This is a genomic window from Paraburkholderia sp. BR14374 (assembly GCF_040948685.1).
Taxonomy (GTDB): domain Bacteria; phylum Pseudomonadota; class Gammaproteobacteria; order Burkholderiales; family Burkholderiaceae; genus Paraburkholderia; species Paraburkholderia youngii.
The window spans coordinates 65,159-88,204 of record NZ_JBFPKF010000021.1; the positions used below are offsets into that span (position 1 = coordinate 65,159).

The following is a 23,046-nucleotide window of genomic DNA, read 5'->3' on the forward strand; positions in this document are numbered from 1 at the left end:
GAATCGCGAATGACGCATGAAAAACGGCCCGGCGCGAAAGCGCCGGGCCATCTCGATCCATCAACGAATACTTAGCGTTTCGCGGCGTTGGACCGAATGACGAGCAATGCCGTAATCGCCGCGATGATGGTCACCGGCACGCTCGCGCCGATAACGAGGGCCGAGCTTTTTCCCATCGACAGCAATTGCCCTGCGGCGGCGGGGCCGACGATCGAACCGACGCGTCCCACCGCCACCGCGGCGCCGACGCCCGTACCCCGCACGCTGGTCGGATAGCTCGTGGCGGACAGCGCATACAGCATCGACTGCGCGCCGACGACGCCCATGCCGGCGAACAGCACGGCAACGGATAACGTCTCGATGCTGGCTACCTGCGAAAGCGCGACCAACGCACCGACGATGCACGCATAGATTGCCGTGACCGACAGGCCTTGTCTGAAGCGATCCATCAGCAGACCGATGCCGAGCACGCCAATCACGCTGCCGACGTTGAAAAAGATCTGTGCAATCCCGGCCTGCGAACGACTCATGCCGCGCCCCACGGTCAAGGAAGGCAACCAGTTCAGCAGGAAATAAAGAACGATCAGCGTACAGAAGAAACTGATCCAGATACCGATCGTCGCCGCGGCGCGCCCCTCGCCGAACAGGACTGCGCGCGTCGAAAGCAGCGGTTTGTCCGCTTCATTCGATTCCCGCGACTCGGCGGCGAATTCGCGTGACTCAGGCAGCAACGCGATCAGCAGCGGAATGATGAGCAGCGGTCCGACTCCGCCTACGTAGAAGATATGACGCCATGCAGTAGCACCCGCGCTCAGCACGGCGATCAATGCGGCAAGCGCGCCGCCGACCGGCATACCGCAATACATGACACTGACCGCCGTGTTGCGGTGACGCGGATCGACCGCCTCGGAAGACAACGCGATCAGGTTCGGCATCGCGCCGCCGAGCCCGATGCCCGTCAGCAGGCGAGCAATCAGCAGACTTTCGAAGCTCCAGACCTGCGCGGTCGCAATCGAGAAGATGCCGAATACCGCCATTGAGATCATTAGAACGCGCTTGCGGCCGATCCGGTCGGCGAGTCTGCCGCCGATCATCGCGCCCGGCAAAAGCCCCAACATGCCGGCGCTGAAAGCGAGCCCCAACTGGCCGACCGACAAGCCGAACTCGTGCGCCATCCGAGGCGCCGCAACGCCGGTGGACTGCAGGTCGATACCCTCCAGCACCGCGACGAGAAAGCACAATGCCAACGTTAGTGCAGTACTGGAGCCCACGGCACTCGACCGATTAGCAACACTTGACATGACGTCTCCTTGACCTTTGATTGAATTACCAGTGGCCAGCTACGCTTCGTCGTTCGACGAAGCGGCCATGGGAAGGAGAAGATTTCTGACAATGATCTTTGCGTCACTTATCAGAACCCTTCCCACAGCACCCCCGGAATTAGTGATGAGTCTAGTCTCAGGACACCTGATATTGAAAGTAGAATATGATATGCCTGGTAGAAACACCTAAGCTAACCTGATAATGACCAAGACAATGGAGAAGCGGCGAACGCCCGTTGCCAAACAGGCCGGTTCAACGAAAACCGGTGCGCCACCTGCCCGCGTTTCCTATGTGGTCGGCCAACTGGACCGCCTGCTCAAACGCAGTTTGATCGATGTGCTGGGTGAATTCGGGCTGACCTTGCCTCAATTCACCGCGCTCTCCGTAATCAGCGCCAGCGGCGCGATGACCAACGCTAAACTCGCGGAACGCTCGTTCATCACGCCGCAGTCGGCCAACGAAGTTGTCAAGACGATGGAGGCCAACGGTTGGGTTGGACGCGCTGGACATCCTACGCACGGCCGGCTGATTCATCTGTTTCTGACCGACGAAGGGCGCCGGGTACTGAAGGAATGCGATTCGGCGATCGACACGCTCGAAGCGTCCATGCTGGACGGAGTAACGGAAATCCCGGTCGATACGCTGCGCAAGGTGCTGCAGCGATGTGTGTCGAATCTGCGTGGTTGAATGGACCTTTCCAATGACAAAAGAGTGGACGCGCTCGAATCGAGCGCGACTCTTTTTCTTTCGCCTGAGGGCTGAATTGCGTTCAGCTCGGTGAAATCCCTGGTCGGCATTTAGCCGCGTATTACCCCGCCCACTGCGTCGATCGCTATATTGCTTGTCAACGGCCGCTTTGCGCACACCGCGATAACGCGTCCGCCTCGCCTTTCCCAACCCGATTCGAGAGGACACGAAGCATGTCAAAGCGCATTCTTATCATCGCCGGTGATTTCGTCGAAGACTATGAGCTGATGGTGCCGTTTCAGGCACTGGGGGCGGTCGGTCATAAGGTGGATGTGGTTGCGCCCGACAAGCGCGCCGGCGACGCGATTCGCACCGCGATCCACGACTTCGAAGGCGATCAGACCTACACCGAAAAGCGCGGACATAACTTCACGCTGAACACCGACTTCGCATCGGTGGACCCCGCGAAATATGACGCGCTGCTCGTGCCCGGCGGCCGCGCCCCCGAGTATCTGCGGCTCAACGACAAGGTGATTGGCTGGGTGCGCCAATTCGCCGAAGCGAAGAAACCGATTGCCGCGGTCTGCCACGGCGCGCAACTGCTTGCTGCGGCGGGCGTGATCGAAGGCCGGCGCATCTCCGCGTATCCGGCCTGCGCGCCCGAGGTGAAGCTGGCGGGCGCGGAGTACGTGGCGCTCGACTGGCCCGACGCGATCACCGACGAGAACTTCGTCACCGCACCCGCCTGGACCTCGCATGTGAACTGGATCGCGCAATTCCTTGCGCTGCTCGGCACGCGCATCGCGCATTGAAGGAGCGCCAGGACCGAAGCGCGGCATCGCGGGCGAGCAACCGTGTTACGCTCGATCACGACGGCATGAGCGACCGCACCGCGCGCTTCGCGTCCTGCGACGTCATCACTTGCGAGAAAGGCTGATCGTATGTGCAACGTCTATGTCAACGCTGATCCGATCCTCTACGAGTCGCGTACGCGCGCGCTGCGCATTCACGGCGTCGTGACCACGGTGAGGCTCGAAAATCTCTTCTGGGACGTGCTTCAGGAAATCGCCAACCGCGAGGACGTGACGACGACCCAGTTCATCGTGAAGCTTCACGACGAACTGATCGCGTTGCGCGGCGAAGAGCCGTTGAATTTCGCGTCGTTTCTGCGCGTGTGCTGTTTGCGCTATCTGTCGACGAGCGCTGCCCGCAACGAGGCCGCTGGCGACGTGCAGCTCAACGCCCCGTTTCAACCCAGAGTCGTGAAGACGGCTGTGTGACGGATTCGTCGCCTGCCGGGCCGCGGCGTCGCCTCGGCCCGGTATCGCGAGTGCGGTCTCGCGCCGTATTTGTTCTGTTTTTGTTCCGTTGCGTCAGTCAACCGACGCATCGCATGCGCAATCCAGAGAAGACACAGCGGCCGGTCGTTCCAGCACAGCAAGCCGTTGCAGTGTCACGAGACCGAGCAGTGAGAGTCCAAGTCCCAGCGTGAAGTCAGCGTGAATTCCCGCGCGGTCGACAATAGTGCCTCCCACTGCCGAACCCGCCGCAATCGCGACCTGGATGATGCTGACGAACAGCGCCGAGCCCGCTTCGGGCAGGTCTGTCGTGCTGCGCTGAATCCATACGCTGAAGCAAAGCGGCAGCGCTCCGAACGCGATTCCCCACAGCAGCATCCCCGCAGTCTCGCCGATCGGCGAATGCTCGAGCAGCAACATCGACGACATCGCGCCCAATAGCAGCAGAACCATCGCGGCGACGGATTTCTTCAGGTGGTCCGAAATCACCATCGACGCCAATGCATTCGAGAAGAAGCCGATCAGACCGAATCCGAACAGCAACAGTGTGATGGCGCTCAACGAGAAGTCGTGTTCGAGCAGCGGAGCAATGTACGTGTAGGTCGAGAAATGCGCGCCGAAGACGAGCGCGACCATCACCATGCTCAGCCTCGTATGAGGCCGGCGAAGCAGTGCTTTGAAATCGGCGATCCGCAATGCCGATGCCGACGGCAACGAAGGCACGAGGAACGCCTGCGCCAGCAAGGCGAGCGACACGAGGCCCGCGGTCGCGGCGAACGCCAGGCGCCACGATGCAAACGACGCGATGAACGTCCCGAGCGGCACGCCGATCACGGTTGCGCAGGTCACGCCGGTCAGAATGGTCGCGGTTGCTTTGGCGGCATCCTTTGCTTGCACGAGTCGAGGTGCGGCCGCCGTCGCCAGAGTCCAGAAGCCACCCAGCGCGCCGCCGAGCAAAGCCCGTCCTACGAGCATGATCGCGAGATTCGGGGCGATGGCGCATACGATGTTCGAGATCAACAGTACCGCGGTGAGGAGCAGGAAAACGTACCGGCGGTCCATGCGGCCCGCGCTGACGATCAGCGTCGGCGCCAATATTGCGGCCATTACGCCGGGCGTGGTGACCATCAGACCAGCGACACCAGTCGACACGCCGAGGTCGTGTGCGATCTGTGGCAACAGCCCGACGGGCAAAAACTCGGCCGTGACGAACGCGAACGCGCTTACCGCAACAGCGATGACGGATAGCCATTGACCTGCGGACGTTGAATTCCCTTGCAGGGACGCAGAAGTCGTAGGTGTATCGATGTGCATGATGACCCTGATGCCAGATTGAAGCCTGACACTTTAGGCGGGGTCTCACGTTGGAAAAAGAGTCGTCCGATGAAAAGACTAGAAGGTGTGGCTGAACAATGCGCGGGCGACGATATTCCGCTAACGGCCGAAACGACCGCGTAGCCTCTTTCATATGCGCCAGCACGAAAGCGTTCGTCATCAGCGGCGTGATGCGTTTCGTTGACAGTCTTCCACGATGTTAGAAAATCTCGTAAGTCGCGCCGAAGTGCTTGCATCGGGCCGCCAAGTCGGTATTGCAGTGTTCGCGGCCGCTTGAGACTTCGGTTTTCGCCGTGTCCAATAGGGCTCCGTGATAGTTATACCGACTGGCCTGATCAGTACTTGGGAGACGGATGGCGATTGATTTGAAAGTGGGAGCCCACCGCAGTTGCACGCTCCATACGCCATTCGAGTACTTCCAATCTTGCCCTAATGACATCAACCAGGAAGCGGCCTCCTTTCGGCTTTCTCCGGCCGAAAAGACCGAGTGCATGCAACGATGGGAAGACGATCACAATTTGTGTTGGGCTATCGGGAAGCCAATGGGCGAATACGGAACAGTCCAGGCGTGCATGGACCGTGCGCGCTACAACTACAACATTTGCATGGGATTCACTCAAGCAATATGAACACTCCACGCTCACCCCAGCCACCTAAATCAATCGTTGTCGGCTTCGTTCCTGAGGACATGGAACTGACCATTCAGATGATTGACGAGGCGGCTCTCCAGCCACTTTTGACCGGGACGGTCGTCCCCATTCTGTTGTCAGACTTTGGCAACAAGATTGACGACGAAATCGCTCGCCGTTTCGGTGTCGCCATCCTCAACTGCCTGGCTCGATACAAACCCGAATTAGTGCCGCTCATGTCGTCGGTCACGCAAGAGCCGCAGAAACGACCGGAATAACGCATCTAAACGGCAAGTCTGCGCTCTGAAGGTACCTTAAAGCTCACTTGGCACCCCCCGTCAGCGTAACAATTCCGTTTTGCTCCATATGGACCTGATCAACAAATTCAATGCACGTATTTCGGGAAAGAAAACCGCCCCAATATGCCGATTGCATCCGTAACCGCCTAATTGGGCGCGGAATTGCTTGTCGAGTTCGATACGGTGAATGTCGTTGCAGATGAAAGCAGACGCTGCCTTTCGCTAAGCGAATAAAACAGAGAAGTAAAAACCGCGCGACGCGCCAGTTAATAATTGCCGTGCCGGTCTTCCGCCTGGAATTAGAAAAATTCGGAAAATCCCCTTCCGAAATCGTCTCGTCTTGCAATCTGCGCTCAGTAACATATGCTCTCTTTCAGAGCGCTTTCCGGGTTCTTTTCCCGGGACCACGGTGCAAGCCGGGCGCCCACAGGCGCGAGGCGGCCGACACACGCAAACAACGCCGTCGCAGCGCGCCCGACGTTTCTCCGCCCACCCCCGCTCGAGGCTGCGTGGGCGGCAACCATCCTGAAAGCCGACATGTCGCGCGCAAACGAAATCAGACTGCCGAGTCTTTCCGGTGAGAGCAATCGCATCGAGGGGTAAGCAGCAGTTTGCGCATACGGGCGACGTGCGCGACCTAGTTGGGTTTCCCGAGTTTCTGTCACCGAGCTTTTGTAACGTGCGCCGCTCACAAGTGGGTGAGCGGCGTAACCGGCAATGGTGCCGACCGCACGGATGAATGTCGCGCTCACGCGGCTCGAGTCGAACCACCGCAGGCGAGCGTCAATGTACAAGGAGTCTTGGCGATGAAAGCTCCTCAGCGTCCTCAGCGCATCGAGTTGATGGCGCCACTGTCGGGCGTACTGGTTCCTCTCGACAGCGTGCCCGATCCGGTCTTTGCCCAGAAGATGGTCGGCGATGGCGTATCGATCGATCCGACCTCGGATGAACTGCTATCGCCGCTTGCCGGCAAGGTCACGCAACTCCACAGCTCGTGCCACGCCGCAACGATCACCGGCGACAACGGTCTGCAAGTGCTGCTGCACATCGGGCTCGACACCGTGTTGCTGCGCGGCGAGGGCTTCATGCCGTTGGTCAAGGAAGGCGACACCGTCGCGGCGGGCACGCCGCTGATCCGCTTCGACCCGATCGTGATCGGCGCAAAAGCAACCAGCCTGCTCACGCAAATGGTCATCGCCAACGGCGATCTCGTCACGCGATACGTTCCCGCGAAAGGGCTCGTCGTCGCCGGCACCGACGTCGCGCTGTACGTCGAACTGGTCGGCAGCGTGGAGAACAAAGATACGGCCAGCGTCACCGGCGCGATCCTCTCCGGCGAGATCACGCTGCCGAATCCGGCGGGCCTGCATGCGCGGCCCGCCGCGGTCGTCGCGGTCGAGGCGAAGAAATTCAAGTCCGAGATCCGCTTGCTGCGCGGCGACGCCAGCGCAAATGCCAAGTCCGTCGTCGCGCTCATGGGGCTCGCAACGAAGTTCGGCGACAAGCTGCGCGTCGAGGCCCGCGGTCCCGACGCGGCGGAGGCGGCCAGCACCGTCGCGCGACTGCTTGCCGAGGGATCGGGCGAAAAGCCCGGCGATGCGCCCGCACCCGCGGCGGCCGCGTCAAGCGCGCCGGCTGCGCCAGTGCCGGCACCGAGCGAGGCGGCTCCCGCCGACGCCAACGAATTCATCGGCGTCTCCGCTTCGCCGGGGCTTTCGGTCGGCAAGATCGTGCAGTTCCGCCAGCAAGTGATCGAGGTGAACGAAGCGGGCGAGTCGCCGCAACGCGAACGGGCGCAACTCGAAGCGGCGCAGCATCAGGCGCGTCAGCAGATCGAGGGGCTCAAGGCGACGCTCGCCGATCCGTCGAAAGCGCAGATTCTCGACGCGCATCTCGAACTGCTGGACGATCCCGACCTGAACGACGCCGCCATCAGCAGCATCAGCGAGGGAAAGGGCGCGGGGTTCGCGTGGCGCGATGCGTTCCAGAACCAGGCAAGCATGCTCGAAAAGCTCGACAATCCGTTGCTGCGCGAACGCGCCGGCGATATCCGCGACGTCGGCCGCCGTGTGCTCGCGCTGCTCGCCGGCGTGAAGCAGGCGCAGATCGACGTGCCGGAAGAGTCGATCCTGATCGCCGAGGAACTGTCGCCGTCCGACACCACGTCGCTCGATCGCAGCAAGGTGCTCGGCTTTTGCACGACGACCGGCGGCGCGACGAGCCACGTCGCGATCCTCGCGCGCTCGCTCGGCATTCCGGCGATCTGCGGTATCGACGCGCGCGCGCTGCAACTCGCCGACGGCACGCCCGTCGTGCTCGACGGTTCGCGCGGCACCTTGCGGCGCAATCCGAGCGCCGAGGAACTGGAAAAGGCGCGCGAACGCATCAGGCGCCAGGCCGCCAAACGCGAAGACGAAAAGCTCGCGGCAAGCAGACTCGCAATGACCGCCGACGGCCACCGCGTCGAAGTCGTCGCGAACATCCGCAATGCGCAGGAAGCGCGCGACGCGGTCGCTGGCGGTGCGGAAGGCGTCGGACTGTTGCGTTCCGAGTTCCTGTTCGACGCGCGCGACACCGCGCCAAGCGAAGACGAACAGGCCACCGAATATTGCGCCGTCGCCGAAGCGCTTGGCCGCGAGCGCACGCTCGTGGTCCGCACGCTCGATGTCGGCGGCGACAAACCGCTGTCATATATGCCGCTGCCGAAGGAAGACAACCCGTTTCTCGGCCTGCGCGGTGTGCGCGTGAGCCTCGAGCGTCCCGACATCTTCCGCACCCAACTGCGCGCGATCCTGCGCGCGGCGCCGCTCGGCAATCTGCACGTGATGTTCCCGATGATCACGACGGTCGAGGAAGTGCGGGCGGCGCGCAAAATCCTGCTCGAAGAAGCCGGCGATCGCGCGGCGAGCGTGAAAGTGGGCGTCATGATCGAAGTCCCGGCGGCCGCGCTGATCGCCGAGCCACTCGCACGCGAAGTCGACTTCTTCTCGATCGGCACGAACGACCTCACGCAATACACACTCGCGATGGACCGGGGCCATCCGCAACTCGCAAAGCAGGCCGACGCGCTGCACCCGGCGGTGTTGCGTCTGATCGGCATGACGGTCGACGGTGCGCATCAGCACGGCAAATGGGTCGGCATTTGCGGCGGCATCGCGTCGGATGCGATGGCGGTGCCGGTGCTCGTCGGCCTTGGCATCGACGAGCTTTCGGTAAGTATTCCGGCGGTCGGTTCGATCAAGGCCCAGCTTGCACGCATCGCGACCGACGAAGCAAAGAAGCTCGCCGCCGAGGTGCTGCGTCTGGGCACCGCCGCGGAAGTCCGCGCGCATCTGTCGCGCTTTGCCGACTGAGCCGATCAACAGGAGATCAGCCATGTTCTCGCATGCGTTCGGAGTCTTGCAGAAGATCGGCAAATCGCTGATGCTGCCCGTCGCCGTGCTCCCGGTGGCCGGCTTGCTGCTCGGTCTCGGCGCCACCGACTTCCACGGTTACGTGCCGACCGTCGTGCTCGCGCTGATGAAGAACGCGGGCGACGTGATCTTCGCCAATCTGCCGCTGATCTTCGCGATCGGCGTCGCGCTCGGCTTCACCGAGAACGATGGCGTCTCGGGTATCGCCGCAACGATCGGGTATCTGGTGATGACGGCCACGCTGGGTGTGACCGCGAAAATACAGGGCATCGAAACCGACACGATCATGGGCATTCCGTCGATCCAGACCGGCGTGTTCGGCGGCATCCTCGCCGGTGGTCTTGCGGCCTGGATGTTCAACCGCTACTACCGGATCACGTTGCCGCCGTATCTCGGCTTCTTCGCCGGCAAGCGCTTCGTGCCCATCGTGACCGCGATCGGCTCGATCGTGCTCGGCGCGATCCTGTCCTTCGTGTGGCCGCCGATCGGCAGCGCAATCAAGGCTTTCTCGCATTGGGCGGCGGTTTCGGACCCGCGCACCGCCGCGACGGTCTACGGTTTCGTCGAACGTCTGCTGATTCCGTTCGGTCTGCATCACATCTGGAACGTGCCGTTCTTCTTCGAAATGGGCAGCTTCGTCGACCCGACGACCGGCAAGGAGGTTCACGGCGACATCACCCGCTATTTCGCGGGCGACCCCACCGCCGGCATTCTCGCGGGGGCGTTCCTGTTCAAGATGTTCGGCCTGCCGGCCGCGGCGATCGCGATCTGGCATTGCGCGAAGCCGGAGAAGAAGGTTGCTGTCGGCGGCATGATGGTGTCGGCCGCGCTGACTTCTTTTCTCACCGGCATCACCGAGCCAATCGAATTCGCGTTCCTGTTCGTCGCGCCGGTGCTGTATCTGATTCACGCATGCCTCGCGGCGTCGGCGCAGTTCGTGGCGAACACCTTGGGCATGCGCATGGGCTTCACGTTCTCGCAAGGCGGCATCGATTTTCTGATGTTCAACCTGATCGGCGGAAAGGCCACGCACGCCTGGTACGTTTTCATTCTCGGTCCAATTTACGCGGTGATCTATTACGGCGTGTTCCGCTTCGTCATCACGCGCTTCAACCTCAAGACACCCGGCCGCGAGGACGACACGGCGGATACCGTGGCGGTCGCCGCGAGCGGCGCGGGCGGACGCTCGCGCGAACTCGTGCTCGCCTTTGGCGGCCGCTCCAATATCACCAGTCTCGACGCTTGCATCACGCGGCTGCGCATCTCCGTGAAGGACCCGGCGCGCGTCGACGAACACAAGCTCAAGGCGCTCGGTGCGGCGGGTGTGGTGCGCGTGGGCAACGGCGTGCAGGCGATCTTCGGGCCGTTGTCGGAGAACATGAAAACCGACATGCAGGACTATCTGAAGACAGCGGGCACAGAAGCGGATCTGCCGGCGGCTGGCGCACCCGGCGTGGAAGGCGCAGCAGCCGCGACTGCCGCGGCTCCAGCGGCCGTGGCCACCTCGGCGCAACACTCTGCGCAGGAAACGGAGCGCGCGGAAAAGATTCGTGCGGCGCTGGGCGGCGCGGCCAACATCCTGAAGCTCGACGCGCTGGCGGCCACGCGGTTGCGTGTCGAGCTATTGGATGCGTCGCGCATCGACGCGGCCGGCTTGAAAGCGGCGGGCGTGGCCGCCACGCAAGCATTGAAGAACGGTGCACTCGATCTGATCGTGGGTCTCGGCTCGGGCAGCCTCGCAGGCGCAATGCGATAGGAGCGACGCGTACATAGGGGGCGGTATGGAAGCAGTCAGAACTTTCATCGAAACTCAGCCGCTGCTCGCGCTTTTTCTGACCATTGCGCTCGGCTACTTGGTCGGCGAAATCACTATCAAGGGCGTGGCTCTGGGCTCGGGGGCCGTGCTGTTCGTTGGACTCGGGCTCGGCGCGTTCGCGCCGAAATCCGCGCCGCCGGCGTTGCTTGGCACGCTCGGTCTGCTGCTGTTTCTGTATGGCATCGGCATTCAGTACGGCGCGCAGTTCTTCCGCGGACTGACGAGCCGGGAAGGCATGAAGGCCAACGCGGCCGCCTGTCTGGGTGTTATCGCTGCGGGTCTGGTGGCGTGCGCCTTCATCCACTTCGGCATCACGCTCGCCGATGCGCTCGGCATGTTCGCGGGCAGCGGCACCAGCACGGCGAGCCTGCAGGTTGCCATCGCATCGATGAAAAGCAGCAATGCCGCCGTGGCTTATAGCGTCACCTATCCATTCGGCGTGGCTGGGCCGATCCTGTTCCTCTATGCGCTGAACGCGGCCCTGAAAGCCAAAATACCGAAGCCGACCGCGAAGGTGCTGGAGACCGCGGAAATCGCATTGCGCAATGCCAGTCTCTTCGGTCTCCGGCTGTCGGAGCTCTCGACCCGCCTGCCTGCCGGCGTGGCGATAGCGGCCGTGCGGCGCGCGCATCACAATCAGTTGCCCAGCGACGACTTCACGCTGCGCGCCGACGACGTCCTTCTTGCCACCGCCACCGAGCGCCGCCCGCTCGACGAAGCAACCGCACTATGCGGCGAGTCGCAGCCCGGGCGTATTTCGAGTCATCGCGAAGACCTCGACTATCTGCGCGTGTTCGCGTCTAGCCCGGCGGTCGTCGGCACGGCGCTCGGCAATCTGCGCTATCCGGACGGCGTGAACTGCGCGATCGCGCACGTGCGGCGCGGTGATACCGATCTGCTGTCGACCCCGGATCTGATTCTCGAGGCAGGCGACCGCGTCGGTCTGCTCGTCGACAACGCGCATCGGGCGACGGTCCGCGCGTTCTTCGGCGATTCGATCAAGGGCACGGCCGAGCTGAGTTTCATCTGTCTGGGCATCGGCGCGGCAGCGGGGCTGCTGGTCGGTGCGATCCCGCTGCGCGCGCCCGGTCTCGGCGCGTTCAGCCTGGGTCTCGCGGCGTTGCTACTGGTCGCACTGTGCCTCGGCAAGGTTCGCCGCAGCGGACCTTTCGTGTGGGTGATGCCGCTCTCCGCCAATCTCGTGCTGCGCAATCTCGGGCTGACGATTTTTCTCGCGCAGGTGGGCCTGTCTTGCGGACCGAAGTTCGTTGCGACCGTGGGCACCGCCGGACCGCTGCTGCTGCTTTATGGCGTGATCACGCTGCTGGTACTCGTCGGCGTCACGGCTGTGTGCTGTCTGTGGATCTTCAGACTGTCTTTCGATACATCGGTCGGCGTGATCTGCGGCGCAACCGGCAATCCCGCGATTCTCGCCTTCGCCAATCGCATCGCGCCGACGGATCAGCCCGACGTCATGTACGCGATGATTTTTCCGTCGATGACCATCGTCAAGGTGCTGTTCGTGCAGATCGCCATCGCGGTCGCTGCCGGCTAGAAGAAGCCGTTATCGCGACCCGCCGCTATCGGGAACGCGGCTTGCTCGATTTAGAGCCGCGACGCATTCTGCAACGATGCGCGGACGGTCCGGCGATGGAGGCCAGATGAAAGGACGGGTGGCAAGTGCGGGCGTGGCCGTTGTTCTGGGCGCCCTCATGGCCGCGCACGGCCCCACTGCGCATGCACGGGAGCCCGCGCCGGGTGCCGTCACTGCGCCGATAGTGGCCGACAGCGATACCGCGGCCGCGGCGCGCGGCGCGAAGCTCGCGGCCATTGGCAATTGCGTCACGTGCCACACCGCGACGGGCGGCCAGCCCCTCGCGGGCGGACTGCCGCTGCAAACACCTTTTGGCATCATTTACTCGACCAACATCACCCCGGACAACGAAACGGGCATCGGAGGCTGGACGCTCGACGCGTTCGAACGTGCGATGCGGCGCGGCGTGTCCAGCGACGGCCATCTGCTCTACCCCGCGTTCCCATATCCCCACTTCACGCACCTGAGCGATGCCGATATCGGCTCGCTGTATGCATGGCTGATGAGTCGCGCTCCGGTCAACGCGCCTGCGCCGCACAACGAGCTGATCTTCCCGTTCGGCTTCAGGCCCCTGATCGCCGTGTGGAACCTTCTTTACCTGCATACCGGCAGCGAAGCCGCACCGTCGCCGACCGGAGCGCCGGAGCTCGCACGCGGGCGTTATCTGGTCGAAAGCCTCGGTCATTGCGGTGCGTGCCACACGCCGCTCGACCGCTTCGGCGCCGAGCGCCGCGACCACGCGCTGCAAGGCGGCACGATCGACGGATGGGACGCGCCCGCGCTGACGGACCTCGCTTCACGCCCCACGCCCTGGACGCAGGCTCAGCTCGTCGGCTATCTGCGCACGGGCCTCGCCAGCGCCCATGGCGCGGCGGCGGGTCCGATGCGCCCCGTCACGCGCACGCTCGCCGACGCATCCGCCTCCGACGTCGAGGCGATGGCCGCGTATCTGCTGGCGTTGCCATCCGGGGGCCGAGGCGCGGCGGAGCATCCGGTCGCCTCGCCCTCCGCTACCTCCGCGCCCGTGTCCCCCGCGCCCGGCGGCGGCGCGAATCTGTTCGCCGCGGCCTGCGCATCGTGCCATGCCGAAGGCGCGCCGATGTCGAACGGGGGCGCTCGACCGTCGCTGTCCCTTTCCACGGCCGTCAACGCCGACAGCCCTCGCAACATGGTCCGTTTCATCCTCGATGGCATCGACTGGCACGAAAGCGATAGCGAGCCCTACATGCCATCATTTGCCAACACCTTCACGGATGCGCAGATAGCGGAGCTCGCCAACTACACGCGCGAACGCTTCACCGCGCGCGACGCGTGGCCCACGCTCGACGCCCGTGCGGTCGCGCAATTTCGCAGGGACGGCCTGCCACGATGATCACACTCAACGTCAACGGCGTCAGTCAGACGGTCGATGTAGACCCGTCCACGCCGCTGCTCTATGTGCTGCGCAACGAATTGCAGCTCGACGGCGCGAAGTTCGGCTGCGGTCTCGGTCAATGCGGCGCATGCACGGTCAGCGTCGGCGGCGAACCGGTGTTCTCGTGCCTCATGCCGGTCGTGGCCGTGGGCGAGCGGCCAGTGCGAACCGTCGAAGGACTCGGCAGCGCGCAACATCCTGGACCACTTCAGCAAGCCTTCATCGACGAACAGGCCGCGCAATGCGGCTATTGCATCGCCGGCATGATCATGCGAGCGCAGACGCTGCTGGACCGAGTCCCGCACCCAAGCGATGAACAGATCCGCCGCTACATGCAGCCGAACCTGTGCCGCTGCGGCACGCACATGCGCATTCTCGCGGCGATCCGGCAAGTCGCGAGCGGTTCGCCGCGTACGGGCGGGGGAGCGCAATCGTGAGCGACGGCCGCCCATTGTCCGCCGCCCACGGCAGCGGTCCGGATGACCCCGCGCGGCGCCGCTTCCTCGTTGGCGGCTCGCTGATGGTGAGCTTCGCGATCGTGCCAGTCATGACCGCGCTCGCGCAAACCACCACCGAAGCGGGCATCTTCAACGCGAGCGCCCCGAAGCTGCCGGGCAGTCTCAAGACCACGCCGTTGCTCGATGCGTGGATCAAGGTCGCCCCCGACGGTCGCGTGAGCGTATTCACGGGCAAAGCGGAGCTTGGCACGGGCATTCGCACCGCGCTGCTGCAGGTCGCCGCGGAAGAGCTGGATCTCGCGCCTGATGCGATCGAGCTGATCACCGCCGACACCACCAGAACGCCGAACGAAGGCTACACCGCCGGCAGTCACACGATGGCCGACAGCGGCACCGCGATCCTCAACGCCGCGGCTCAGGTGCGCGCGCTGCTGGTCGCGAGCGCGGCCTCGCAGTTGGGCCTCGACGCAGCGACCCTGACGACACGCGACGGCGCCGTCATTGCCGCCGACGGAAGACGCGTGAGCTATGGCGAAGCCGTGCAACACGCGGACCTGCATCAGAACGCCCAGCCCGACGCGCCGAGAAAGCCGCCATCGGCCTACGCGCTGATTGGCCATATGCTGCCGCGCGTCGATATCCCGGGCAAGGTGACGGGCGGCGCGAGCTATGTTCAGGACCTGCGGCTGCCCGGCATGCTGCATGCCCGCGTCGTGCGGCCGCCGGCTTATGGCGCGAGCCTCGTTGCATTCGATAGCGGGCGCGTCGAGGCGTTGCCCGGGGTCGTCAAGGTCGTGCGCAACGGCAACTACCTCGCGGTGGCCGCCGACGACGAATGGCGCGCGATCCTCGCGATGCGTGAGCTGGCGCTCGCCGCGCAGTGGCGGCCGGGGCCGCCGCTGCCCGATCCGGCGAACGTCCATGCGTTGCTGATGAGCCTGCCTGCACAGGAAATCGCGGTGGCCGATCGGGGCGCGGCGACCGGCGCGGCCGCACCGATGGCGACGCTGCGGGCGCGCTATTCGAGGCCGTATCTGACGCATGGCTCGATTGGGCCATCGTGCGCGGTCGCGCGACTCGACAACGATGTGATGACCGTTTGGACGCATACGCAAGGCGTCTATCCGCTGCATGCCGGCATCGCCGAAATGCTCGCGATGCCGCCCGGCAAGGTGCGCTGCGTGCATGTGGAAGGTTCGGGCTGCTACGGACACAACGGCGCGGACGATGTCGCGGCCGACGCCGCCCTGATCGCACGCGAGCTGCCTGGTCGCCCGGTGCGGGTGCAATTGATGCGCGAACAGGAACACATGTGGGAGCCGTTCGGCCCGGCCATGACAGTCGACGCAAAGGCAACGCTCGATGCGGCAGGCATGATTGCCGACTGGCGTTACGAGCTATGGAGCAATACGCATAACAACCGCATCGAGAATGCGGGCCGCCTGCTGCCCGCGCAGCTCCTTGCGCAGCCGTTCACCCCCGCGCCGCCGAAGCCGATTCCGATGCCGGAAGGCGGAGGCGACCGCAACAGCATTCCGCTCTACCGCGTGCCCAGCCTGCACGTGCAGCATCATTTCGTGCCCACGATGCCGATCCGCGTCTCCGCGATGCGTTCGCTCGGCGCGCACATGAACGTGTTCGCGATCGAGAGCTTCATCGACGAGCTCGCCAGAGCCGCGCACGCCGATCCCGTTGCGTTTCGCCTCAAACATCTCGATGATCCGCGCGCACATGGCGTGATTCGCGCCGTAGCCGATCAATTCGGCTGGCATGCTCACAGCGCGCTAACGGGCGACGCTAGCCCGCGTTCACACGGTACCGGCTTTGCGTTTGCCCAATACAAGAACCTGATGGCCTACTTTGCCGTCGCGATGGACGTGACGGTGATGCGCGATACCGGCGAGCTCAGCATCGAGCGCGTCGTCGCAGCCGTCGATTGCGGACAGATCGTGAATCCGGACGGGGTGCGCAATCAGATCGAAGGCGGCATTTTGCAAACCGCGAGCTGGACGCTCTATGAAGAAACGCAATTCGATCCGCAACGCATCACGAGCTATGACTGGAGCACCTATCCGATCATGCGCTTCTCGTCCGTACCCAAACGCGTGGACGTGCTGTTGATCGACCGGCCTGGCTTGCCATTCCTGGGTGTCGGAGAAGCGGCGCAAGGCCCGGCCGCCGCGGCGCTAGCGAACGCGATCGACGACGCGACGGGTGTGCGGATCCGCGACTTGCCGTTGCTCGGGGCGAACGGCAAGAAGATGCTCGAGGCGTGAGGGGGCTTTCGCGTTAACAAACGAACGCGCCGCGCGATCTTCGGCGCGGCGCCGGGACTGCGCTCAGTGGCCGCCGGACGGAAACGAGAACGTCGCGCGCGCGCTGCCATTGCCGCGGACGTTCACCGTCTGCTTTCTGGTCACGCCGCTGTAAGTGGCGCTGATCGTATAACGCCCTTGAGGCAGCCGCACGAGCATGTACGGCCCCTTCGACGTGGCCTCGAACACGGAAGCGCCGCCTTTGGCGATCTGCACCTGGACGTCGGCCACATAGCTCGCACCGGGTCCCGTGAACTGCAGAGACAGCGGCCACTGCCTGCGTGCCTGCCGCAGCGCGGTCGACTCGTCGCGACCAACTCCGCCGGTCACGAACGATATGTCGCCCTGCTGCTGCGTCGGTGGCATGCCGGTCCTGTGGATCTCGCTGGCGCTCTGCGGAGCAGCCGTCTGCGCGACCGCGACGCCTGCCTGAACCAGTGTGAACGCCGCGGCGAGCAGGGTCGACGCGATCCGGGGAGCGTTTCGTTGCATTTTCATCGTGACTGCTCCTTACAGTATTGCCGACTGCCGGTTGGAGTGCGTGCCCGGTTCGTCGGGTGGAAGAACGCTTGCACCAGGTTGGAAACGCATCGCGCGCCGGGGGCCGGCCACGAGCGAGGGCACCTCACGACCACGGTCAGCAGCGGACTCATCACGAATAATACGACATAGGGCGCGTAGCAGAGTGTAGATACGCCAATGGGTCACTGCCATGCATACCGCGCGACTGGTCCACGGCATCGGTCAGCAATGTTTGAGCCAGTCCCAGACCAGAACTTATAAGACATTCTTCAGAACGCCGGAGCTAGGCGCCGCCTCGATCTTGAGAAGCCCATTCAATCGTCTATGTTCAAAGGGACGTTATTGGGCCGACGCGCCGTTGCGGTCAGGAGGATGTCGCCATGTCATTACTCGCGCAATCCGGTGCTGGTCTGCGGCACCTATGCCTGGTCGCATCGATAAGTGTGGCTGCGGCCTTTCCCGCTTCAATCGCTGCCCAGGTAGTGCGGACAGAGGTTCTACCGCTGCAGTCGGTCACACTCACCGACGAACAGTTCCTCCGCGGACACGAACCGGGCAAGCCGGTCACCGTTGCGGGGGTGCTGAGCCTACCCAAGGCGGGTTCGGATCGTCTTCCTGCGATCGTCATGCTTCATCCATCGGGCGGCATCAACAGCGGAATCACCGACTGGCAGCAGGAATTCCTTGCGATGGGCGTCGCCACGTTCGTCGTCGACAGTTTCGCGGGGCGCGGTATCGTCAGCACGCTCAACGACCAGGGGCAACTGGGCCGGCTCGTGCAGCTCGAGGACGCGTATCGCGCACTCGACCTGCTCCAGAAGCATCCAAGAGTCGATCCGGAGCGGGTGATACTGATGGGCGAATCACGCGGCGGACAACCAGCGTTATATGCTGATCTCAAACGGTTTCAACAATTGCACGGCTCCACTTCCGGCAAGGGCTTCGCCGGGTACATAGCGTTCTATCCGAACTGCAACACGGCCTTTAGAGCCGATGACGATTTCGACGACAAGCCCGTGCTCGTTTTTCATGGCAGTGCAGATGAGTTTGCTCCGGTCGCGTCATGCCGCGCATACGTCGAAAGACTGCGCGCCAAGGGAAAAGACATCAAGTTCGTCGAGTACTCGGGCGCCCAGCATATGTTCGACTGGAAAGCCGCGGAGAAGCCAATCGTTCTCGCCAAGGCGCAGACCATAAGAAGCTGTCAACTGAGCGAAGCACAGAACGGCCAAATCATGGACGCAGCGACTGGCCAGCTTTTTACTTACAGCGATCCCTGCGTCGAGTATGGAGCGACCCTCGCGTACGACGAAAAGGCCGCGATCAATGCCAGGAAGACAGTCCGCGAGTTCGTGACGGGCACGCTCAAACTTGGCGCGCCCGCTCGGTGACCCGGAAGGCCGGTTCGTTTGCGAACTCCGAGGCTATCCTAAGCTTCAACCAACGGCCGTTCCGTGACGAGAGCCAGTTTCACTTTCAATCCGTCCTTATGCGCGTTTCAAGTATGAAGCGCACATCGGCGCTGCAATAGCCATAACACTCGCTGCTTTCCCGGCTCCCATTTTTGGGCCGCTATTTCAATTCGTCCGCCCAGGTGTGCGGAGAGTTCGCTTTACCTTTCGAATGTCTTTTCGCAAAGAGACATCGACAAGACGCCGCTTGACAAGGTGGTTTTGGCAACCAGTTGGCGTCGCAAACGTCATTGAATCGTGAACTCTACAATGCAGCGTAGAGGATCCCGATTCACTTCCGGACAATTAACCAAATCTTCTGGGGCGGCTTCACGGACGCTCGCGTACGGGCCGTCCGGTGTTCATCAGTGGCATCGACCAGAACGTGAAGCTCAACCGCACCTTCTTGATGCTCGCGGACACGGTGCGCAGAGGTAACCGGTCCGCGTCTGGAGGGGACGAGTTCCTAGCGGATCCCGCGCTTGATCAGCGGAATCAGCGAGTCGATCGTCGCGGGTGTCTGCACACCTGCGCCGGTGTTGATGGTCAGTCCCGCGAAATGATAGGCAGCCGAGAGCACGCATTGCGTAACCGGCAGGAAGCCCTGCAGATAAAGCTGCTGGTCGAGCGTCGCAGTGAGGTACTTGTTCTGCAAGCCGGAAATCGTGGCGGGCGCCAGATCGATGCCGCCCACGATGATTTGCCCCGGCTTCTTGCCAGCCTGCTGGAGCGCCTGCGGAATGAACCCGGTCACGCCACCGTGCTGTGTGCCGATCGCCTTCAGATCAGGGTGCGCCTGGATAAAGGCGACCAGGATCGGCACGGCGAGCGATGAGTCGGCATCCACCTGCGGTGAGATATTGAGCCTCGTCACCTTCACACCGGCCTTTTCCAGCGTCTCGGAAAGGCCACGGTCAGACTGGCTGCGCACACTCTCGTTGAAGACGCCATATTCGAGCGCCTCGTCGCCCTTCTTGAGCCCGGCGTTGAGCATCGCCTGAGCAGTGATCTGCCCGCCGATGTAGAGTTCGACGCCGGCATAGCCGAAGCCCTTCGCGTCGTAGAGCTTCTGGTTTTCCGGCAGCGGCGTATTGCCGACGGTAACGATGATGCCCTGGTCTACAGCCTGTTTGATCAGTGGTGCGAAGGCTGGATCGCCAGGATGGCCCATGATGCCGATACACGTCGGATGCGCCGCCATCGCCTGGCGAAACTGCGCAAGCATCGTCTCCGGACTCCAGGCCGAAAACTGCTCGATCACCTTGATGCCGAGGGCATGTCCCGCGTCCGCAGCGCCGGTCTGACGTGGCAGCGTCGCGCCGTCGCCGGGGTTTCCGCCCATCTGCATATACATCGTCATACCGGCGCCGAGCGGCCCCGTCGTGGTCGGCTCGGTGGCACCGGCGGTTGGCGCGAGGCCGAACGCAACAACGCTCGCCCCTAGCAGGAATCCCGTCATGATCTTGATCATTTCTGCTCCTATCTCCTGATTTAACGGCTTTATCTCCCGCCAAACCTGAGTTTTTCGCGCAATACACGCAGCCTGGCGGGATTCTCGACCAACAGATGCAGGATCACGGCGACGATGAACACCACTCCTTCGATCGCCTGCACCCAGAAGCCGGCGATACCTGTCGCAACGATTCCCGCCTCCAGCATGCCAATCACGAAGGTGCCGAAGAACGTACCCACGATCGTCGCCGTGCCACCGAACACCGAGGTTCCGCCGATGAACACACCGGCCAGCGCCGGCAGCAGGTAGCCTTGCCCCTGGGTCGAGAAGTAGTTCAGATTCTCGAGCGTGAGCAGAACCGTTGCGAATCCGGCCAGCACCCCCATCAGCGTGAACAGTTTCACCGTCTCACGCGGCACGTTGATGCCCACGACCTTCGCCACGTTGCGGTTGTCTCCGATGAACAGCACGTGCTCGCCGAAACGGTGGCGATTGAGGATGAACCACATGAATATTGCGAGCCCGAGCGCCCAGAGCGCCTGCATCGGGACCACGTCGAACAGCGTGCCCGCGAATACTGCATAAGCCGAACCACTGGCGAGTTGCTGTAGCGCATTGGAAAGCCCGCCGGAAAGAATCGAAGCAACACCGGCCCAGAGGAACTGCGTGCCAATCGTCACGATGATCGACGGCACACCGACCACCGCGACCAGCACCCCGTTCACCACGCCGACCAGCGCGCCGCCAGCCAACGCCGCAATAACGGCAAGCCACGCTGATCCGGTGGTGTTCACGCACCAGGCGAACAGAAAGCCGGCGAATGCCATTACCGACGGGAACGACAGATCGATCTCGCCGGCCGCAATCACCAGAGTCAGCCCGATCGCCAACACCACCAGCGGCGGCACGGTGGTCAGGAAGGAGAAGTAGATTGGCCAGCCTAAAAAGACCCGCGGTGCGGTCGCCATGAACAGGCCGACCACCAACGCAAACACGACCACGCTCGGCAATCCCTCCACGCGAGCAAAAGCTGGCAGGCGAAAAAACACTAACCGCGCCGGCCGTTTTTCTTTAATCGGATCGCTCACGTTCGTGTCCCCGCAACCGGCGCCGGCCCGTGCCCGCTCTGCTGTAGCGAAATCAGGAACCGGGTGAGTTCCTCGAGGCTCATCTCACCGGACTTGAATTCCGCGACGATCCGGCCACGATCGAGCACGACCAGTCGATCGGCGAGCTCGTGCACATGGGCAAGGTTATGTTCGATGTAGATGCAAGCGCGGCCGGATTCCTTGATCGAACGCACAAAGTCGAGAACCTTGCGCACCTCGCTGATGGCAAGCGCCACCGTCGGTTCATCGAGGATGATCAGATCGCTTTCGAAATACATTGCCCGTCCGATCGCGATGCCCTGGCGCTCGCCACCGGAGAGTTTCGCAATCAACGAATCCGCGTCGATCCCCACGCCGCGGAAACCGAGCTGGTGCTTCAAGATTTCGTTGGCGATGCGCCGTTGTTCGGCGACATTGATGAAACCGAACCGGTTGGTGATTTGCCGGCCGACAAAAAAATTACGCCACAGCGGCTGCTTCTCGCCCAGCGATTTTTCCTGATAGACCGTCTCGAAGCGCAATCGGTGCGCCTCGCGCACGGAAAAGCGGCTCCAGTCGACCTCCTCGTCGCGGATGAACAGCTTGCCCGTGCTCGGCCGCACGACACCGGTCAGCACCTTGATAAGCGTCGATTTGCCCGCGCCGTTGTCGCCGATCAGGCCGACGATCTCGTTGCGCCCAATGGCGAGGTCGATGCCGGACAGCGCGCGTATCTTGCCGTAGGACAGGCTGATGCCCTGCGCGCGCACGATATGTCGCCAGGCGCTCGTAGCGGGCGCGGCATCGCTCGCCGTCACGCTACGCCCCAGCTCGAAGAAACCACAGGGATGTTGTGTACGACGATAGCCATAAAACCTTCCTTTTTGCTTATCGATCGCCGCATCAACTTACATTGAAACTGTCTATGCAATTCAGCAAGATTTAAAGTCTAGTTCAAGAATCGCCCGACCGTGGCTAGAAAGTGCCGGCGGCGTGACAGCGCGGGTGTCACAGCGTCTATCACTCAAACTGGCCAGGGGACTATGATGATAGAAGCTGCATTCATCAGCGTAGGAGCACATCATGACCTCCAATCCATCCGCTGAGCCGACCGGCATCTCTCGCGACCCCGCGCAATCTTCCGCCGGCACGACTGGCCATCCCGGTCCGAAGGGTTCGCAAAAACCGGCCCCAGACGACCTTCCTAATGCGGACGCGGCAGAGCCCGAGCCTCACGAGCACCTCCCGTCCAGAAGCGACGACAACTGATTCAACACCGCAGGTGCCGACGCCGTCCGCGTGACGATCCACGCGGCAGGTTCGCGAGTGGATCGCACATGCTTTCGCGCCGACGCCGCGAAGTCGGGGAGAGTTCGCGGTTCACGCAAACGGCCCGATGGATTTCGTCAGACGAAGCCGCGACCCGGTGGGAACCGCACAGGAGCAGATCATGCAGAACGTGCTGGTAGGTTATGACGGCTCGGCATCCGCGCAATATGCCGTGACTTTCGCGGTCGATCTGGCCAAGCGTTTCGACGCGCGCTTGCATGTGCTCGTCGTCGCGCGCACGCCGGACTGGGGCGCGATCGAAGTCGAGCGAAAAAATCTGATCGAGCTGGAAGTGCGCCATGCCAACGAGATCCTCGACGACGTGAAGGCGAAGCTCGCCGCTTCGAACGGGGCCGTGGAGTTCGATCTCGTGGTCGGGCCGCCGGCGAAAGAGATCGTGCTGTATGCGGAGCGGCATGCTATCGATCATCTCGTGGTGGGGCATCGGGGACATACGCCGTTCGATCGCTGGCTGATCGGCTCGGTCGCCCGCCAGGTGCTCGCCTACGCGCCATGCGCGGTCACCATCGTGCGCGATCCGGCGACGATGAAAAAAACGCGGCATGAGAATTGACCGTCCCCGAAGTTTGGTCTTCCAGGAGGCCAAATCGGCGGCTGCCTC

Annotated in this window: 18 protein-coding genes; 12 read left to right on the forward strand and 6 right to left on the reverse strand. The window is 62.9% G+C overall.

The window, feature by feature from the left end; genetic code table 11:
* Positions 1-71: 71 nt before the first annotated feature.
* Positions 72-1,301, reverse strand: coding sequence for a 3-(3-hydroxy-phenyl)propionate transporter MhpT (mhpT, locus tag AB3X86_RS32060; protein ID WP_368599066.1), 1,230 nt, complete (start codon positions 1,299-1,301; stop codon positions 72-74).
* A 235-nt stretch (positions 1,302-1,536) separates the two neighbouring features.
* Here mhpT and AB3X86_RS32065 point away from each other — a divergent pair, with 235 nt between their 5' ends.
* The 3 genes from AB3X86_RS32065 to AB3X86_RS32075 all read left to right on the forward strand — a co-directional run bounded on the left by AB3X86_RS32065 (position 1,537) and on the right by AB3X86_RS32075 (position 3,290).
* The gene (locus AB3X86_RS32065) at positions 1,537-2,010 is read left to right on the forward strand and encodes a MarR family winged helix-turn-helix transcriptional regulator (protein ID WP_368599067.1); all 474 of its coding nucleotides are present in this window, start codon (positions 1,537-1,539) and stop codon (positions 2,008-2,010) included.
* Between the two features lie 233 nt (positions 2,011-2,243).
* A complete protein-coding gene (locus AB3X86_RS32070) occupies positions 2,244-2,822 on the forward strand; it encodes a DJ-1/PfpI family protein (RefSeq protein ID WP_176368477.1) in 579 nt (192 codons plus the stop codon).
* Between the two features lie 129 nt (positions 2,823-2,951).
* Positions 2,952-3,290, forward strand: a complete 339-nt coding sequence (locus tag AB3X86_RS32075; RefSeq protein WP_368599068.1) for a ribbon-helix-helix domain-containing protein — start codon at positions 2,952-2,954, stop codon at positions 3,288-3,290.
* Positions 3,291-3,383: 93 nt separating this feature from the next.
* On the opposite strand, the gene AB3X86_RS32080 is transcribed toward AB3X86_RS32075, so the two are convergent.
* Positions 3,384-4,622 (reverse strand): MFS transporter, encoded by a 1,239-nt coding sequence (locus AB3X86_RS32080; RefSeq protein ID WP_368599069.1) that lies wholly within the window; start codon positions 4,620-4,622, stop codon positions 3,384-3,386.
* Between the two features lie 709 nt (positions 4,623-5,331).
* Here AB3X86_RS32080 and AB3X86_RS32085 point away from each other — a divergent pair.
* From AB3X86_RS32085 to AB3X86_RS32115, 7 genes are all read left to right on the forward strand, one after another.
* Positions 5,332-5,550: a hypothetical protein gene (locus AB3X86_RS32085; protein ID WP_368599070.1), complete on the forward strand. Its 219-nt coding sequence runs from the start codon at positions 5,332-5,334 to the stop codon at positions 5,548-5,550.
* A gap of 827 nt (positions 5,551-6,377) precedes the next feature.
* A complete protein-coding gene (ptsP, locus tag AB3X86_RS32090; RefSeq protein ID WP_368599071.1) occupies positions 6,378-8,924 on the forward strand; it encodes a phosphoenolpyruvate--protein phosphotransferase in 2,547 nt (848 codons plus the stop codon).
* A 22-nt stretch (positions 8,925-8,946) separates the two neighbouring features.
* Positions 8,947-10,740 carry a PTS glucose transporter subunit IIBC gene (gene ptsG, locus AB3X86_RS32095; RefSeq protein ID WP_368599072.1) on the forward strand — a complete coding sequence of 598 codons (1,794 nt, stop codon included), beginning with the start codon at positions 8,947-8,949 and terminating at the stop codon, positions 10,738-10,740.
* A gap of 25 nt (positions 10,741-10,765) precedes the next feature.
* Positions 10,766-12,355: an aspartate:alanine exchanger family transporter gene (locus tag AB3X86_RS32100; protein ID WP_368599073.1), complete on the forward strand. Its 1,590-nt coding sequence runs from the start codon at positions 10,766-10,768 to the stop codon at positions 12,353-12,355.
* A 106-nt stretch (positions 12,356-12,461) separates the two neighbouring features.
* Positions 12,462-13,766, forward strand: a complete 1,305-nt coding sequence (locus AB3X86_RS32105; RefSeq protein ID WP_368599074.1) for a cytochrome c — start codon at positions 12,462-12,464, stop codon at positions 13,764-13,766.
* A complete protein-coding gene (locus tag AB3X86_RS32110; protein WP_176120499.1) occupies positions 13,763-14,245 on the forward strand; it encodes a (2Fe-2S)-binding protein in 483 nt (160 codons plus the stop codon). The genes AB3X86_RS32105 and AB3X86_RS32110 overlap by 4 nt, the downstream gene beginning before the upstream one ends.
* A gap of 83 nt (positions 14,246-14,328) precedes the next feature.
* The gene (locus tag AB3X86_RS32115) at positions 14,329-16,542 is read left to right on the forward strand and encodes a molybdopterin cofactor-binding domain-containing protein (RefSeq protein ID WP_368599098.1); all 2,214 of its coding nucleotides are present in this window, start codon (positions 14,329-14,331) and stop codon (positions 16,540-16,542) included.
* Between the two features lie 63 nt (positions 16,543-16,605).
* Here the strand turns inward: AB3X86_RS32115 and AB3X86_RS32120 are convergent, their stop codons facing one another.
* Complete coding sequence (locus AB3X86_RS32120) at positions 16,606-17,079, reverse strand: carboxypeptidase regulatory-like domain-containing protein (protein WP_176120497.1); 474 nt, start codon at positions 17,077-17,079, stop codon at positions 16,606-16,608.
* A gap of 404 nt (positions 17,080-17,483) precedes the next feature.
* On the opposite strand from AB3X86_RS32120, the gene AB3X86_RS32125 reads away from it, so the two are divergent.
* The gene (locus AB3X86_RS32125) at positions 17,484-18,494 is read left to right on the forward strand and encodes a dienelactone hydrolase family protein (protein ID WP_368599075.1); all 1,011 of its coding nucleotides are present in this window, start codon (positions 17,484-17,486) and stop codon (positions 18,492-18,494) included.
* Between the two features lie 526 nt (positions 18,495-19,020).
* On the opposite strand, the gene AB3X86_RS32130 is transcribed toward AB3X86_RS32125, so the two are convergent.
* From AB3X86_RS32130 to AB3X86_RS32140, 3 genes are read right to left on the reverse strand one after another with little or no spacing between them, the layout of a single operon-like run.
* Positions 19,021-20,025 carry a substrate-binding domain-containing protein gene (locus AB3X86_RS32130; RefSeq protein ID WP_176107395.1) on the reverse strand — a complete coding sequence of 335 codons (1,005 nt, stop codon included), beginning with the start codon at positions 20,023-20,025 and terminating at the stop codon, positions 19,021-19,023.
* A gap of 29 nt (positions 20,026-20,054) precedes the next feature.
* Entirely contained in the window at positions 20,055-21,095 is a 1,041-nt protein-coding gene (locus AB3X86_RS32135; protein ID WP_312883569.1) for an ABC transporter permease, read from the reverse strand.
* Positions 21,092-21,865, reverse strand: coding sequence for an ATP-binding cassette domain-containing protein (locus AB3X86_RS32140; RefSeq protein WP_368367220.1), 774 nt, complete (start codon positions 21,863-21,865; stop codon positions 21,092-21,094). Before AB3X86_RS32140 ends, AB3X86_RS32135 begins: the two co-directional genes overlap by 4 nt.
* 680 nt (positions 21,866-22,545) lie before the next feature.
* On the opposite strand from AB3X86_RS32140, the gene AB3X86_RS32145 reads away from it, so the two are divergent.
* Positions 22,546-22,998: a universal stress protein gene (locus tag AB3X86_RS32145; RefSeq protein WP_176379765.1), complete on the forward strand. Its 453-nt coding sequence runs from the start codon at positions 22,546-22,548 to the stop codon at positions 22,996-22,998.
* Positions 22,999-23,046: the final 48 nt, after the last annotated feature.

Excerpts from the sequence above, each read along its gene's own strand:
- mhpT (WP_368599066.1), bottom strand. The coding sequence starts at position 1,301 with ATGTCAAGTGTTGCTAATCGGTCGAGTGCCGTGGGCTCCAGTACTGCA.
- AB3X86_RS32065 (WP_368599067.1), top strand. The coding sequence starts at position 1,537 with ATGGAGAAGCGGCGAACGCCCGTTGCCAAACAGGCCGGTTCAACGAAA.
- AB3X86_RS32070 (WP_176368477.1), top strand. The coding sequence starts at position 2,244 with ATGTCAAAGCGCATTCTTATCATCGCCGGTGATTTCGTCGAAGACTAT.
- AB3X86_RS32075 (WP_368599068.1), top strand. The coding sequence starts at position 2,952 with ATGTGCAACGTCTATGTCAACGCTGATCCGATCCTCTACGAGTCGCGT.
- AB3X86_RS32080 (WP_368599069.1), bottom strand. The coding sequence starts at position 4,622 with ATGCACATCGATACACCTACGACTTCTGCGTCCCTGCAAGGGAATTCA.
- AB3X86_RS32085 (WP_368599070.1), top strand. The coding sequence starts at position 5,332 with ATGGAACTGACCATTCAGATGATTGACGAGGCGGCTCTCCAGCCACTT.
- ptsP (WP_368599071.1), top strand. The coding sequence starts at position 6,378 with ATGAAAGCTCCTCAGCGTCCTCAGCGCATCGAGTTGATGGCGCCACTG.
- ptsG (WP_368599072.1), top strand. The coding sequence starts at position 8,947 with ATGTTCTCGCATGCGTTCGGAGTCTTGCAGAAGATCGGCAAATCGCTG.
- AB3X86_RS32100 (WP_368599073.1), top strand. The coding sequence starts at position 10,766 with ATGGAAGCAGTCAGAACTTTCATCGAAACTCAGCCGCTGCTCGCGCTT.
- AB3X86_RS32105 (WP_368599074.1), top strand. The coding sequence starts at position 12,462 with ATGAAAGGACGGGTGGCAAGTGCGGGCGTGGCCGTTGTTCTGGGCGCC.
- AB3X86_RS32110 (WP_176120499.1), top strand. The coding sequence starts at position 13,763 with ATGATCACACTCAACGTCAACGGCGTCAGTCAGACGGTCGATGTAGAC.
- AB3X86_RS32115 (WP_368599098.1), top strand. The coding sequence starts at position 14,329 with ATGGTGAGCTTCGCGATCGTGCCAGTCATGACCGCGCTCGCGCAAACC.
- AB3X86_RS32120 (WP_176120497.1), bottom strand. The coding sequence starts at position 17,079 with ATGAAAATGCAACGAAACGCTCCCCGGATCGCGTCGACCCTGCTCGCC.
- AB3X86_RS32125 (WP_368599075.1), top strand. The coding sequence starts at position 17,484 with ATGTCATTACTCGCGCAATCCGGTGCTGGTCTGCGGCACCTATGCCTG.
- AB3X86_RS32130 (WP_176107395.1), bottom strand. The coding sequence starts at position 20,025 with ATGATCAAGATCATGACGGGATTCCTGCTAGGGGCGAGCGTTGTTGCG.
- AB3X86_RS32145 (WP_176379765.1), top strand. The coding sequence starts at position 22,546 with ATGCAGAACGTGCTGGTAGGTTATGACGGCTCGGCATCCGCGCAATAT.